14 protein-coding genes are annotated in these 13720 nt (G+C 52.4%); 12 read left to right on the top strand and 2 right to left on the bottom strand.

Features of this window, described 5'->3' with window-relative positions; all coding sequences use genetic code 11:
- The first annotated feature begins 317 nt into the window (after window positions 1-317).
- From EGM51_10885 to rsmA, 12 genes are all read left to right on the top strand, one after another.
- Window positions 318-935, top strand: coding sequence for an OmpH family outer membrane protein (locus EGM51_10885; protein ID QBG47875.1), 618 nt, complete (start codon window positions 318-320; stop codon window positions 933-935).
- Complete coding sequence (lpxD, locus tag EGM51_10880; GenBank protein QBG47874.1) at window positions 932-1972, top strand: UDP-3-O-(3-hydroxymyristoyl)glucosamine N-acyltransferase; 1041 nt, start codon at window positions 932-934, stop codon at window positions 1970-1972. The genes EGM51_10885 and lpxD overlap by 4 nt, the downstream gene beginning before the upstream one ends.
- A gap of 291 nt (window positions 1973-2263) precedes the next feature.
- On the top strand, window positions 2264-4300 hold the full coding sequence (locus EGM51_10875) for a glutamine synthetase type III (GenBank protein ID QBG47873.1): 2037 nt from the start codon (window positions 2264-2266) through the stop codon (window positions 4298-4300).
- A gap of 249 nt (window positions 4301-4549) precedes the next feature.
- Complete coding sequence (locus EGM51_10870) at window positions 4550-4984, top strand: Hsp20/alpha crystallin family protein (protein QBG47872.1); 435 nt, start codon at window positions 4550-4552, stop codon at window positions 4982-4984.
- The gene (locus tag EGM51_10865) at window positions 4884-5387 is read left to right on the top strand and encodes an Hsp20/alpha crystallin family protein (protein QBG47871.1); all 504 of its coding nucleotides are present in this window, start codon (window positions 4884-4886) and stop codon (window positions 5385-5387) included. The genes EGM51_10870 and EGM51_10865 overlap by 101 nt, the downstream gene beginning before the upstream one ends.
- Window positions 5388-5411: 24 nt before the next feature.
- Window positions 5412-5894, top strand: a complete 483-nt coding sequence (locus EGM51_10860) for an Hsp20/alpha crystallin family protein (GenBank protein QBG47870.1) — start codon at window positions 5412-5414, stop codon at window positions 5892-5894.
- A 218-nt stretch (window positions 5895-6112) separates the two neighbouring features.
- Window positions 6113-7051, top strand: coding sequence for an ATP-binding cassette domain-containing protein (locus tag EGM51_10855; protein ID QBG47869.1), 939 nt, complete (start codon window positions 6113-6115; stop codon window positions 7049-7051).
- Complete coding sequence (locus EGM51_10850) at window positions 7051-7797, top strand: ABC transporter permease (GenBank protein ID QBG47868.1); 747 nt, start codon at window positions 7051-7053, stop codon at window positions 7795-7797. Before EGM51_10855 ends, EGM51_10850 begins: the two co-directional genes overlap by 1 nt.
- Window positions 7798-7858: 61 nt before the next feature.
- Window positions 7859-9751 carry a hypothetical protein gene (locus EGM51_10845; GenBank protein ID QBG47867.1) on the top strand — a complete coding sequence of 631 codons (1893 nt, stop codon included), beginning with the start codon at window positions 7859-7861 and terminating at the stop codon, window positions 9749-9751.
- Between the two features lie 10 nt (window positions 9752-9761).
- Window positions 9762-10748, top strand: a complete 987-nt coding sequence (locus EGM51_10840) for a DUF4340 domain-containing protein (protein ID QBG47866.1) — start codon at window positions 9762-9764, stop codon at window positions 10746-10748.
- A gap of 102 nt (window positions 10749-10850) precedes the next feature.
- Window positions 10851-11804 (top strand): 4-hydroxythreonine-4-phosphate dehydrogenase PdxA, encoded by a 954-nt coding sequence (pdxA, locus tag EGM51_10835; GenBank protein QBG47865.1) that lies wholly within the window; start codon window positions 10851-10853, stop codon window positions 11802-11804.
- Window positions 11801-12631, top strand: coding sequence for a ribosomal RNA small subunit methyltransferase A (rsmA, locus tag EGM51_10830; protein QBG47864.1), 831 nt, complete (start codon window positions 11801-11803; stop codon window positions 12629-12631). Before pdxA ends, rsmA begins: the two co-directional genes overlap by 4 nt.
- A 54-nt stretch (window positions 12632-12685) precedes the next feature.
- On the opposite strand, the gene EGM51_10825 is transcribed toward rsmA, so the two are convergent.
- Both EGM51_10825 and EGM51_10820 read right to left on the bottom strand, forming a co-directional pair.
- Window positions 12686-12970 carry a hypothetical protein gene (locus tag EGM51_10825; protein QBG47863.1) on the bottom strand — a complete coding sequence of 95 codons (285 nt, stop codon included), beginning with the start codon at window positions 12968-12970 and terminating at the stop codon, window positions 12686-12688.
- Between the two features lie 4 nt (window positions 12971-12974).
- Window positions 12975-13715, bottom strand: a complete 741-nt coding sequence (locus EGM51_10820) for a polyprenol monophosphomannose synthase (protein ID QBG47862.1) — start codon at window positions 13713-13715, stop codon at window positions 12975-12977.
- Window positions 13716-13720 lie beyond the last annotated feature (5 nt).

Here is a 13720-nt window from a genome sequence, read left to right as displayed (position 1 = left end):
GTGGTTCTCATTCCCTGAGAACGGCGACAATTGATCATGAAAGCTGATGGTTGACCAGCAAAATTTTTATCTAATTTTCACTTTTTTGCGCGACAACCAGCATTATGTGCTCTTATTCAAGGAGTAATAATAGATAGGGAAAATCGCTTTTTTGGGGAGGGTCAAGCTGGACTTTACTCCGATTCGAGTCTTTTTTATCGAATGATGATGTTCATCTCCGGGGCGGGTTCGGAATTTGGAAAGGTCAATGAATAGATTGTCAGGTGGTTGCGGGTTGGTTAGAGTTTTCTCCTGTTTTTCACCGAAAGGATAATTCCATGAATAGACTGTTTTCTGCATGTTTTCTCTCTCTGTTCTTTTTGCTCGGCAGTGCCCGGGCTGCCAATGAAATCGCTTTTGTCGATCTGCAGGAGGTGTTCAAGCAGTTCTATAAAACACAGCTGGCTCAGGATCAGATCCGGCAGCAGGCGGATGATATCAAGCTGGAGCGCGATGAGATTGAAGATGAGGTGAAAGTGCTCAAAGAGGAAATTGATGTGCTGCGCAAGGATTCCCGCGATAAAACACTGCCGGAGGATGTGCGCCGGAATAAACGCGACCTGCTTGAGGAAAAACTGGTTGAGCTGCAGCGTAAAGAGAAGGATATGGCTGACTTTGAGAAGCTGCGCAGGGAGCAGATGGAGCAGCAGAATGCACGGATGACCAAGAAACTGTTCGATGAAATTCATGAAGTGATCATTCAGCATGCTAAAGCGAAGGGCTATTCGGCGGTGATTGACCGCTCGGCACAGAGTCGCATCGGTACGGAAACCATTCTTTACACGAGCCCGAAAGTTGATATTACCGCTGAGGTATTGGCCGTGCTCAACGAGGGGCGTGAACCAACTAAAAAGGAGCGGGCGACTTTTTCCGCCGGGTCGAAGGTGGAGGAATAAGCATGAAACTTTCAGAAATTGCTGAGCGTGTAGGAGGCGTGCTCGAAGGAAACGGTGATCTGGAGATTACCGCTGTAGCCGGTTTGCGGGAGGCCGTCCGGGGAGATATCAGCTTTCTTGCAAATCCGAAATATGCGGCCCTGGTTGCCGGCACCCATGCTTCCGCTGTTATTGTTCCGCAGGATTGGGACCGTGCAGTAAAATGCGCGTTGATACGTGTGGTGAATTCGGATCAGGCATTTGCTCAGGTTGCGGAATTTTTTCACGAACCTGTACCGAAGCCGTGTGCCGGGGTGCATCCTTCCGCTGTTGTGGCTGCGAGTGCAACACTGGGAGAGGACGTATCGATCGGTGCTCACGTGGTGATCGAAGAGGGCGTGGTGATCGGCGATGGCACAATCATCGAACCGCAATGCTTTATTGGCTATAAAACGATAATCGGCAGTAACTGTCATTTTTATCCGCAGGTTTCTACGCGCGAATATACAGAGATTGGAAACAACGTTATAGTTCACAACGGCACGGTGATCGGTTCGGACGGATTCGGTTATGCCGTGCAGGAGGATGGATCACGTACCAAAATTCCACAGATTGGAAAAGTGGTTATCGAAGACGATGTGGAACTGGGTGCGAATGTGGCCATTGATCGTGCGCGTTTTGGAAAAACCAGAATCGGTAAGGGCACGAAAATTGATAATCTCGTGCAGATTGCTCATAATGTGGTCGTTGGAGAGCATTCGGTAATGTGCGGCCAGGCCGGTGTTTCGGGAAGTTCAATTATCGGTTCGAAGGTGATCCTGGCCGGACAGGCCGGGCTTGCCGGTCATCTGGAGGTGGGTGACGGCGCCATCGTCGGGGCTCAGTCGGGTGTGATGCGTGATGTACCGGCCAGAGATTTTGTCATCGGGTCTCCGGCCATGAATCATCTCCAGGCGAAAAAAATTATTGCGGGTACCGTAACGCTTCCGAAACTGAAGGAAAAAGTGAAAAAGCTCGAAGCTGAAGTTGCAAAGCTCATGGCCGAAAAAAACGACTGACAGGCCGAAAATACAATATTCCATTTATGTATTATTGTGCATCCGCTGATTACAAATATGTTTAATCGGAATTCGCTGTGGAATTCGGAAATATTTGTAACATGCTGGTTTTATGGTGGATAGAAATGGCGTTGCCGTTTGGTACACTACATGCTCCAAGGTAAGCACTTATTTTAGAAACATCTGATTTTGTCAGAGCTGGTTTTTCCTCGGTTTGGAAGACTGGATTTCTTGAAAGTAGGGTGCATTACCGTCGGGCACCGGCGGTGATTTAATTATTAAGGAGATAACATGAGTAATAATATCGAAGCATTCGGTGATCTGGTATTCGGCCTGCCTGAAATGGAAGCCCGTCTGTCGGCTCCGACCTTTGAATCGCTGAAAAAGACGATCGACTCCGGCACCGCACTTGATCCCTCGATTGCGGATGAAGTTGCAGAAGCCATGAAAGAGTGGGCCATGGAAAAGGGTGCAACTCACTACACGCACTGGTTCCAGCCGCTCACCGGCTCTACGGCCGAAAAACATGACTCGTTCATTTTTCCCGATTTTAAAGGCGGTGTGGTTACTCAGTTCAGCGGTGATGAGCTGATTCAGGGAGAACCCGATGCTTCCTCCTTCCCGTCCGGCGGTTTGCGTGCAACATTTGAAGCGCGTGGATACACCGGTTGGGATCCGTCCAGTCCGGCGTTTATTAAATACGACTCCTGCGGCGCACCGACGCTGACCATTCCGACGGTTTTCTGCGGGTATAACGGTGAAGCGCTCGACAAGAAGACTCCGCTGCTGCGTTCGATGAAAGCGCTGTCCGAACAGACTGTGCGTCTTGGTAAACTCTTCGGCATTGACTGCGGCGATGCCATGGCTAAAGCGACCCTCGGTTCCGAACAGGAATATTTCCTGATCGACGCCGATCTTTATGCTCAACGTCCGGACCTGATCCGTACCGGTCGTACACTCTTTGGTAAACCGGCGTCTAAACATCAGCAGCTCGACGACCACTATTTCGGAGCCATCAAACATCGTGTTGCGGCCTTCATGGCTGATCTCGATAAAGCGCTCTGGGAATCCGGCGTGCTGGCAAAAACCCGTCATAACGAAGTGTGCCCGGCACAGTTCGAGATTGCTCCGGTCTTTGAAACGCTCAATGTTTCGGTTGATCGCAACATGATCACGATGGAAACGCTGAAAGTGACTGCAGAAAAGCATGGCTTTGCCTGCCTGCTGCACGAAAAACCGTTCGCCGGTGTGAACGGATCCGGTAAACACAACAACTGGGCTCTTGCAGGACCGGATGGTAAAAACTGGCTGTCGCCGGGAGACAACCCGCATGAAAATGCCAAATTCATGACGATTGTTGTCGCTCTGATGAAAGCGGTTGATACGCATGCCGATCTGTTGCGAGTTTCGGTGGCATCGGCCGGTAACGACCATCGCCTAGGGGCCAATGAGGCACCTCCTGCTGTGGTATCTATCTTCCTCGGCGATCAGCTGACCGACATTATTGAACAGATAGAAGCCGGCGGGGCCAAAGAGTCCAAAAGTGGCGGCCACATCGAGCTCGGCGTAGATATGCTTCCGAAGCTTCCGCGCGGCAACACGGACCGCAACCGCACATCTCCGTTTGCATTTGTGGGCAACCGCTTTGAATTCCGTGCGGTCGGTTCCAATCAAAGTCCGGCGGGTGCTAACGTGGTGCTGAACACGATCGTTGCCGAAGCCTTCGATTACATCTGCACCGAAATTGAATCCGGTCTTGAAAAAGGCGGCGAATTCAATGCGGTACTGCAGGAGGTGCTGGCCGGTGTGATCAAAGAGCACAAGCGCATTCTTTATAACGGTGACGGTTATACTGACGAGTGGATCAAGGAAGCCACTGAAGTGCGCGGATTGCCGAATCTGGTTACTACAGCGGATGCCCTTCCGGTGCTGCAGACGCAGAAGGCTAAAGATCTCTTCGCGAAGTACAATGTACTGACCAACGAAGAGCTTGAATCGCGCTATAATATCTACAGTGAAACCTATGAAACGCTGATTGCGATCGAAGCGGCAACGGCTGCGGACATCGCGAAAACCATGCTGATTCCGGCTGCGGTTATGGCGATCAATGAATATGCTTCCGTTCCGGCGGTGGCCAGTCTGACCGAAGAAATGTCTTCGCTGACCGAAAAAGCACTAGCTGAAGTGAAAGCACTTGAAGCGGCTGAAGGCCCGGCTGCACAGATCGAAGCCATGGGTGCACTTCGTGAGACGATTGATTCGCTTGAAGCGATTGTTCCGGCAGAGCTCTGGCCGCTGCCGAGTTACGACGAACTGCTCGAAGTATAAAGTCCTCGACGTAATCGATGAAAGGCTCCCGGATTCCGGGGGCCTTTTTTTGTGTCTGGTGTGTGAAAAATTGACTCAGCCGGGAAGCGGAAGTGGCACTTTTTTTCACAGCCCAGACGGGGAGATTTCCGGATTTTCTCGGGAAAACCAGAGGATGGCGAATGGCACATTTTTTGATTAGAGCACAGGTGTAAACAAAGCTTCCGTGCAGTATGCGGAGCGGATAACTGCAAACGAAAGGAGTGCAAAATGTATTGGAATGATCCCATCGCATGGAGCCCGTTTGATGAGCTCCGTTCCCTGCAGAGGGACATGAATCGGCTGTTCGACGGCCTCGACGGAGGGACTGCTATGTCCCGTTTCCCTGCATTGAATGTGTGGGGCAGCGAAGAGCAGGTTGTTGTCACTGCGGAACTGCCCGGACTGAATCCGGACGAGATCGATATCAGCGTGGTTGACAACCAGTTAACGATCAAAGGTGAACGTAAAGACGACAGACCGTCGGAAGATGCGGTGTGCCATCGTTGCGAGCGCGATACAGGACGGTTTGTGCGTACAGTACGTCTGCCCTACAGTGTTGAAAATGACCGTGTATCGGCAAGGTATGAAAACGGCATTCTGTGCATTTATATGCCGAGGCACGAAGCCACAAAACCCAAACGTATCGAAATCAAAGCGTCCTGAGGAGGTGATCGTGATGAGAGAAAGCAAAGAAAAAGCTGTTCAGAAAAAAGACCGCAAAGAAGTAAGCCGTCAGAGACGGGAATACCTGCCGGCAGCGGATATTTATGAAACGGATGAGGCGGTTATCATTCGTTTTGATGTCCCCGGAGTGGCGCAGGATGAGATTGATATCCGGCTGGATAACACGGAGCTTCAGGTTTCGGCTCCGCAGCATGAGGTCAATCTCGAAGGAATGGATCTGATTGTCGGAGAATACGACGACGGCGTATTCCGCCGGAAATTCACGATCCCGCAGCGCATTGACCGTGATCGGATTGCGGCACACCTGCGCAATGGAGTGCTTAATCTGGAGCTTCCCAAAGTTGAACAGGCGAAACCGAGAAAGATCAAGGTCACCGCATAGCAGCAACAAGGAGGTTCAAGCGCGATGAAGCACGCATTGATGCCATTCAGAAAACGGTCGATGCGCAGTTCGCATGAGTGGGATTATGATCCGTTTACCCGGCTGTCGCGGGAAATCGATAATCTCATGAATACCTACCATGGCAGACTGAGTGAGGTGGGTGATTTCATGGAACACGATTTCGGTGTTGAGCTGTCGGAGACGGATCAGCACGTAATCGTTCATGCAGAGCTCCCGGGGATGAGCCGGAAAGATATACGGGTGTCGCTGGATGAAGATATTCTGACAATCCGTGCGGTGAGGAAAGAGGAGCGGGAGCATCGCAAGCGGAATTATCATATCTCCGAAGTGAACTATGGCGGGGTAAGCCGTTCCATCCGGCTGCCGGTATCGGTGGACAGTGACCGCGCTGAGGCGAAGTTCAAGCGCGGACTGCTGACGCTGAAATTACCGAAGACCGGGCAGTCCGGACTGAAGCAGAAACGCATCCCGGTCACCATCGATTAAGATCTGCAGAGCAGGGGCGGTTTCGGAGGTCCCTGTTCTGCTTTTGTATAAAATGCTCAGTTGTTGGTGGAAATTTTTACGCTGATTTTTTCAACGCGTTCAGACTTTGTGAGTCTGATTTAACTTTCCAGCCCCGGGAGGGATGGAATGGGGGAGATGGCTGAAAGGCTCCACCGAAGAAAGGAATAATTATAAGTTAAACAAGGAGAAGTTGAGAGATGATCAAAGCTGTGGGTTTGGTCAGGGACTTCGGGACGCGCCGTGCTGTGGATGGCGTGTCGTTCGAAGTCGAAAAGGGAACCGTGCTCGGCTTCCTGGGGCCCAACGGGGCCGGGAAAACGACTACGATCCGGATGGTTGCGGGTTTTCTGCCTCCGACATCAGGAACCGTTGATGTGAAGGGAATCAACGTGGCTGAAAATCCGGTAGCTGCTCAGAAACATATCGGTTACATGCCGGAAACCACTCCGCTTTATGAGGATATGACGGTGTCTGGATTTCTTCGGTTTCTTGCTGAAGTCCGCGGGTTCAGCGGGAAGGAGCGGGATTCGCGGGTTGACCGTTCCATCGAACGCTGTTTTCTGGGCCCGGTCCGGAATCAGACGATTGATACGCTGTCTAAAGGTTACCGCCAACGCACCTGCCTTGCGCAAACCCTGTTGCATGATCCCGATATTCTTCTGCTCGACGAGCCGACCGAAGGCCTGGACCCGAATCAGAAGCAGGTGGTGCGGGAGATGATCCGCGAAATGGCTGCAGAGCGTGTGGTGATGCTTTCGACCCATGTGCTGGAAGAGGTGGAAGCCATCTGTACACGGGCTATTATTATCAGTGGCGGAAAAGTGGTTGCCGACGATACTCCGGTCGAACTGAAAACCCGCAGCACCAAATACAATGCGGTTACCCTTTCCGCCGAAGGTAAGGGGATTGTGGATACGCTCAAAAAACTTCCGAATATCGGTAAGGTTGAAACCCTCGACAATGGAAAAATCGTGGCGTTTCCAAAGGGTGGAAAATCCATTGCTCCGGATATTCTCGGTGCCGCTCAGCAGCATAAATGGTCGGTTTCAGATATCAAAGTGGATGAAGGGCGACTGGATGATGTGTTCCACCAGATTACCACGACAGAGGATACGAAGAAGAAGGAGGTGGCCTGATGAACGAAGCAGCTTCTCATGTTCTGGCGGTAGCCAAACGCGAATGGCGGGCCTATTTTGATTCGCCAGTTGCCTACGTGTTTATCATCATTTTCCTCATGCTGGCCGGATTCTTTACCTTTTCGCTGGCGCAGTTTTATGAAGCGGGGCAGGCCGATTTGAATGGATTTTTTCAATGGCACCCGTGGCTTTACATGATTCTGGTACCCGCTGTGGCCATGCGCCTCTGGGCCGAGGAGCGACGGTCGGGAACGATTGAGCTGCTATTCACCGTTTCGGTAACACCGCTGCAGGCGCTGCTCGGCAAATTTCTGGCGGCGTGGCTTTTTATGCTGCTGGCTTTGCTGCTCACTTTTCCGGTGCCGATGACGGCGGCTTATCTTGGATCTCCCGACGGCGGCACCATCGTTTCGGGCTATATTGGAAGCGGTCTGCTGGCCGGTGCTTATGTGGCCGCCGGAATTTTCACCTCCGCTCTGACCCGCAATCAGGTGATCAGCTTTATTCTTGCGGTGGTGATAGGGCTGTTTCTTATCCTGGCCGGATATCCTCCTGTAACTGATCTGCTGTCCCGCTGGGCGCCTTTATGGATGGTCGATGGGGTTGCATCGTTCAGTTTCATGACTCACTACGAAACGCTTCAGCGCGGAGTGATTGATCTGCGCGACCTGGTCTATTTTGCATCGGTGATGATTTTCATGCTCTTTACTACGCAGGTGGTGCTGAAAAGCAAGGTCGGCAGATAGGGAGGATTTCCGGATTAAGATTGTTGAGGGGGCTCAGGCGGCGTCGATCTTTTAAAGAGCGATGCGTTGGAGAACCCCGGATCTAAAATCAGCATTTAAAATCAACATTCAGGAACACGAAATGAATCAGATGAAAAAAATGACCGGCCTGGCGGGCATATTTCTATTGCTGGGCATTCTTATTGCATTCAATGCGGTACTGAAACCGGTGCGGCTGCGGGCCGATGTTACTGAGGATAAACTCTACACGCTGTCTGATGGAACCAAGCAGCTGCTGAGTGATTTGGACCGCGATGTGACGCTTAAATTCTATTTTTCCAAAAGTAACGACCGGCTGCCGGTGCCGTTGAAAAACTTTGCTTCACGTGTGCGGGATCTGCTCAGCGAATATGAATCGCGTTCCGGCGGATATCTTGTGGTGGAGGAATATGATCCGAAGCCCGATTCCGACGAAGAGGAATGGGCGCAGCGTTATGGACTGCAGCCGCAGACTGTGGATATGTTCGGGCTCGACGGAGGTCTCTATTTCGGCATCGTTGCGGTATCCGGTAACCGCGAGGCGGTAATTCCGGTATTGTCGCAAAGTGCGGAGCCGCGACTGGAATATCTGCTGACCCGCATGGTGTCTGAAGTTTCGTCCGAAAAGTCGGCTAAAGTAGGCATCATGAGCGCGCTTCCGGTGAACGGTTCATCAGCCATGAATCCGATGATGATGCAGCAGGGTGCCGGCCGCTCCTGGGCGGTGGTGTCGGAAATCGAACGCCAGTATCAGGTTGAGCAGGTTGATATGACGGCCACCAATATTGCAGAGGATATTGATACCTTGGTGCTCATTCATCCGGCGGATATTTCGGAGGATACGCTCTATGCCCTTGACCAGTTTGTGCTGCGGGGCGGCCGGTTGCTGGCCTTTACGGATGCCATGTGTATTACTGCACAGGAATCTGTGAATCCTCAGATGATGCAGATGGGTATGCCGCCTCCGCAAACGGAGTCGGATCTCAATGCGCTGACGTCGGCCTGGGGGATTGAAATGATGCCCGGACAACTGGCAGCGGATGAAGCGGCAGCCAGTCTGCTGAATGCCGGAGGCGGTCGGGCACAGCGTAATGCCACCTGGCTTTCGCTTCGAGAGCAGAATATTAACCGCGAAGATATTGCAACAGGTTCCCTCAATGATCTGATGCTTCCTTTCGCCGGGGCGTTTGAAGTTGCGGCCAGTAACGGAGTCGAAGTGACCGAGCTGGTCTTTACCGCGGATGACGGTTTCACCGCCGGTACGATGGCGGCCCGCACAGGCGATATTGATATCCCGGCGCTCAAAAAACGTGTTCCGCTTGCTCTCCGGATTACCGGAACGTTCAAAACCGCTTTCCCGGATCGTGAAGAGGGACTGAAAGAATCGGAGAAACCCGGCGTGGTCATTCTGGTTTCTGATGTCGATATGCTGGCCGACCGTATAGCAACCGACAGCGTGAACTTTATGGGGCAGACCATTGTTCAGCCGCGGAACGACAATCTGACTTTTGCCGTGAATATGGTAGAGCAGCTTTGCGGCAGTGAAGCGTTGATCGGTCTGCGCAGCCGGAATGCATTTGACCGGCCGTTCGACCGGGTGATTGCTCTGGAAAAGGAGGCGGCGTTCAAATGGAAAGCGGAAGAGGAGCGGTTGAATGCACAGCTTCAGGCTACGCAGGCTAAACTTTCGCAACTCCAGCAGTCGCGGGATGACGGCCAGCAGATGTTCCTGACTCCGGAGCAGGAGGCTGAAATTAAAAAATTCCGTGAAGAGGTCTTCCAGACGCAGCAGTCGCTCAAGGAAGTCCGCAAAAGCCTGCGGCGCGATATTGAAATGCTCGGCGTTCGGCTGAAGGCGTTCAATATTCTGGGCATTCCGCTGCTGGTGGCTGCTTTCGGAATCGGTCGTGGTATCTGGATGAAAAAGACGCGATAGGGGGAATACGATGAATTCAAAAAAACTGATAGGTATGGCGATTGCGCTGGTGGTACTGGCCGGCATTGCTCTTTTACAGAATGCCGGCGGGAAAAAGCATCGTTCGGGAAAAACGGAAAACGGAGCAACCCTGTTGCAGGGACTGGAGCTCAATCGTATTGAGGCAATTGAAATTTCGGACGAAGAAGGCCGTACGGCACTGGCGAAGAAGGATGGAAAATGGGTGGTGACTTCGCTGTTCGATTATCCGGCCGATTTCGGAAAGCTGGCCGATGCGCTGCAGGATATGGCCGAGGTCAAAATGGGTGATCCGGTACGTTCGGCCAACGTCGATGCTTCAGAATACGGTCTGGATAAGGCGAAGAATATCACGCTCAAAAGTCAGGATTCTGAAGAGTTGACGGTGGAAGTCGGAGCAAGGCGGGAAGGATCAAGCGCGGCGGGCTGGGCCAACCAGCATTTTCTGCGAAAGAGCGGATCGGAAAATATCTATCTGGTCGATTATGATTTCCGGCCGTTTTCCGTGGAGCCCGAAGAGTGGATTGAAACGGAACTGGTGAACATTTCTTCGTCGGATATTGTATCGGTGAAGGTCGGCGATGTGGAGCTGCACAGTGTCAGTAATTCCTGGACTCTGGTGGATCTCGACGAAGAAACCGAGGAGTTCCAGTCCTCGGAGGCCGATAAACTCCGTCGGGCGCTGCAGTATCTGAACTGCACCACCGTGGCCGACCCCGCGCTGTCGGATGCGGAGCTCGGGTTTACCAATGCCGTGGTTTATACGGCTTCAACCACCAATAAAACCTATACCGTTCAGGTCGGTAGCGAAGCCGATGACGGACGTTATGTGCGTTTGTCCGGTGATGTTCCGGAAACGCTCACGAACTGGACCTATGTCGTACGCAGTTACGATGCTGACGATTTCATCATTCCCCGTGAAAAACTGGTTAAAGAAAAGGAACCGGACGAAGCGGGAGAGGATGAAAACGGCGAGTAGTGATCTGCTGGCTACTCATTACCTCCTCCTCATCGCCCCCGGCTTCTGCCGGGGGCTTTCTCTTTGCATGGCCGAAGGGGGTTATGCTAGAACCCTTCGCCTATGAAACGAATCGGAATCACAATCGGTGATGTGAATGGAATCGGTCCCGAGGTGGCCCTTAAGGCGGTGGCCTATGGGCGCTGGCCCGGCGATGTGGAATTTGTGTTCCTAGGGTCGGAACAGGTCGTACGCGAGCAGGCGAAGACCATGAATCTTCCGGTTTCCCGGAAAATTCATTTTCAATCTCAGGAAACGGAGCCGAAATGGGAGCCCGGAAAAATCGAGGAGAAAGCTTCGCTGATGGCGGAAGAAGCAATCCGCAGTGCGGTGGAAGGTTGTCTTTCGGGCGAGCTGGATGCCATGGTCACGGCACCGATCTGCAAAGAGGGCATGCATAAAGCGGGGATCATGATTCCCGGGCATACGGAATATCTGGCGGAGCTTACGAAGACGGAAAATTTCGGCATGATGCTGATGGGCGGCGGACTGCGGGTTATGCTTGTGACGCGGCATATTCCGGTTTCAGCGGTGGCATCAGCATTGAGTAAAAAGACAATTCAGCTGCATATTGAACTCACCGGAAATGCCCTTAAATGGTTTGGATTGAATGATGGAAAAATCGGCGTGTGCGGATTGAACCCGCATGCGGGTGACGGCGGGGTGATTGGTCGCGAAGAAATTGAAATCATCAATCCGGCCATCGAGCTCGCACGCAAAAAGGGTTTTAAGGTTACTGATGCCATTCCGGCCGACACCATTTTCTACGAAGCCCTGCGGGGCGACTACGCCGCTGTTGTGGCCATGTATCATGACCAGGGCCTCGGCCCGCTGAAAATGATCGGGTTTGACGAGGGGATCAATATTACGCTCGGTCTGCCGATCATCCGTACATCGCCCGACCACGGTACTGCATTCGGGATTGCCGGCCGGAACAAAGCCTCTGCGAAAAGTATGCGGAATGCCATTGAACTTGCTGTTGATCTCGCTGGAAAACCCAATCCCTGGAAGCCATGAGTGAAGAATTCAGATTAACGAGCCCGAAGGATGTACGGGCGTTGCTGGAAAAGCTGGGGCACCGGCCGAATAAGGGGCTGGGGCAGAACTATCTGATCGATGCCAATATTCTGGATATCATCGCCAATACGGCCGATATCCAACTTTCGGAAAAAGTACTCGAAATCGGTCCAGGTCTCGGGGCGTTGACGGAGCGGATTATTCCGAAATCGGCGGGGGTTACGTGTATCGAGAAAGATCCGGTGATGGCGAGCTATCTGAAAACGCGGTTCAGCGATTTTAACCTTATTGAATCCGATGCACTGGATGTGGATATGGAGCAGCTCTTCGCGGAAGGCATCACGAAGGTGGCGGCGAATCTTCCGTATTCCGTGGCGAGCCGGTTAATGGTCGATATTGCCGAGTGTGAACACCGGCCGGAATTGATGTCGCTTACCATTCAGAAAGAGGTTGCGGACCGCCTGTGCGCGCCGGCGGGGGATAAACATTACGGGGTCTTGTCGGTTTTGACCGGCGTTTATTATAAAAACACCCTGGTCAAAAAAATCAGCCCGACCTGTTTTCTGCCGCCGCCGAAAGTGTGGTCGGCTGTGGTGAAAATGCAGTGCCGCAAAGTTCCAATGGTTGGCAGTGATGTCTATCCAACTTTCAAGAAACTGGTGAAGCACTGTTTCTCCCAACGCAGAAAGCAGATCGGCACCATCCTTAAAAAGCTGGGTGTTTCACCGGTCGACGATATTCTTTTCGATGCAGGGATCGAGCATGCCGAGCGCCCTGAACGCATCGAAATCGAACGCTGGGCGGAGCTGGCGTATTTGCTTAAATAAACGGTTAGAGTTATTCGTCGCCTGGTCGGGAATCCACGTATTTCTGATTGTTCGTCAGAAAAAATATTTTTCGCAAACCGCGAAGAGGCAAACTGCAATGACGAAGGCCCCCGCAGCGATGGGTACGCCGATGACGAAGTACGGACGTTCGCCAGTCAGACGAACGAGTCTGTATCCTTCGATGAGGTCAAAAAAGGAAAGTCTGCAGGGGATCTTGAACGACCGGTCGCCATGGCGTCTCAGGAATTTTTTAACCGATACGATGACGCAGGTTGAATACACCATGAGCAGGAGGGTGTAAATTCCGACAATGGTTAATCCAATGACCTCTCGATCCATGAAACTATTTCTTTGCTTTCGGCTTTCGCCGGAAGCCGTTGCGGATGGCGAGGGTCCAGACCACCCATAGGGCTTCGTAGACAATGTTGCCGCTCATTTTTGACGTACCTTCCTGACGGTCTTCAAAGACGATCGGGACTTCGCCGATGCGGAAACCTTTCATCCAGGCCTTGTGTGTCATTTCAATCTGAAAACCGTAGCCGTTGGCTTTGACCAGGTCGAAATCGCAGGATTCGAGCACTTCGCGGCGGAAGCATTTGAAGCCGCCGGTGGGGTCCGAGACCGGCATGCCGGTGATGAGGTGCACGTATACTGCCGCGCCGCGGCTGAGCAGCAGGCGGGACATCGGCCAGTTCAGAACGCGAATGCCGCCGCAGTAGCGGGAGCCGATGACCAGGTCATGACCGGCGATGATTTTATCGCGGAAATTGGGGATTTCCTGCGGATCGTGCGAAAAGTCGCAGTCCATCTCCATGACATATTTATAATTCCGTTCCAGCGCCCATTTGAAGCCGGCGATATAGGCACGCCCTAGGCCGTCTTTGGAAGTCCGGTGCATAACGTGGACGCGTGTTTCCTTGCTGGAAATGGCATCCGCCAGCTCGCCGGTTCCGTCCGGTGAATTATCATCAACGATCAGAATGTCGACATGCGGCGATGCATCCAGCACAGCCATGGCCATCTTGTTGATGTTCTCTTTTTCATTGTAGGTCGGGATGATGACCAGCGTGTCTATATCGTTCATAGTAA

The organism is Verrucomicrobia bacterium S94 (assembly GCA_004299845.1).
Taxonomy (GTDB): domain Bacteria; phylum Verrucomicrobiota; class Kiritimatiellia; order Kiritimatiellales; family Pontiellaceae; genus Pontiella.
This window is presented reverse-complemented; position numbering and strand designations above follow the sequence as displayed.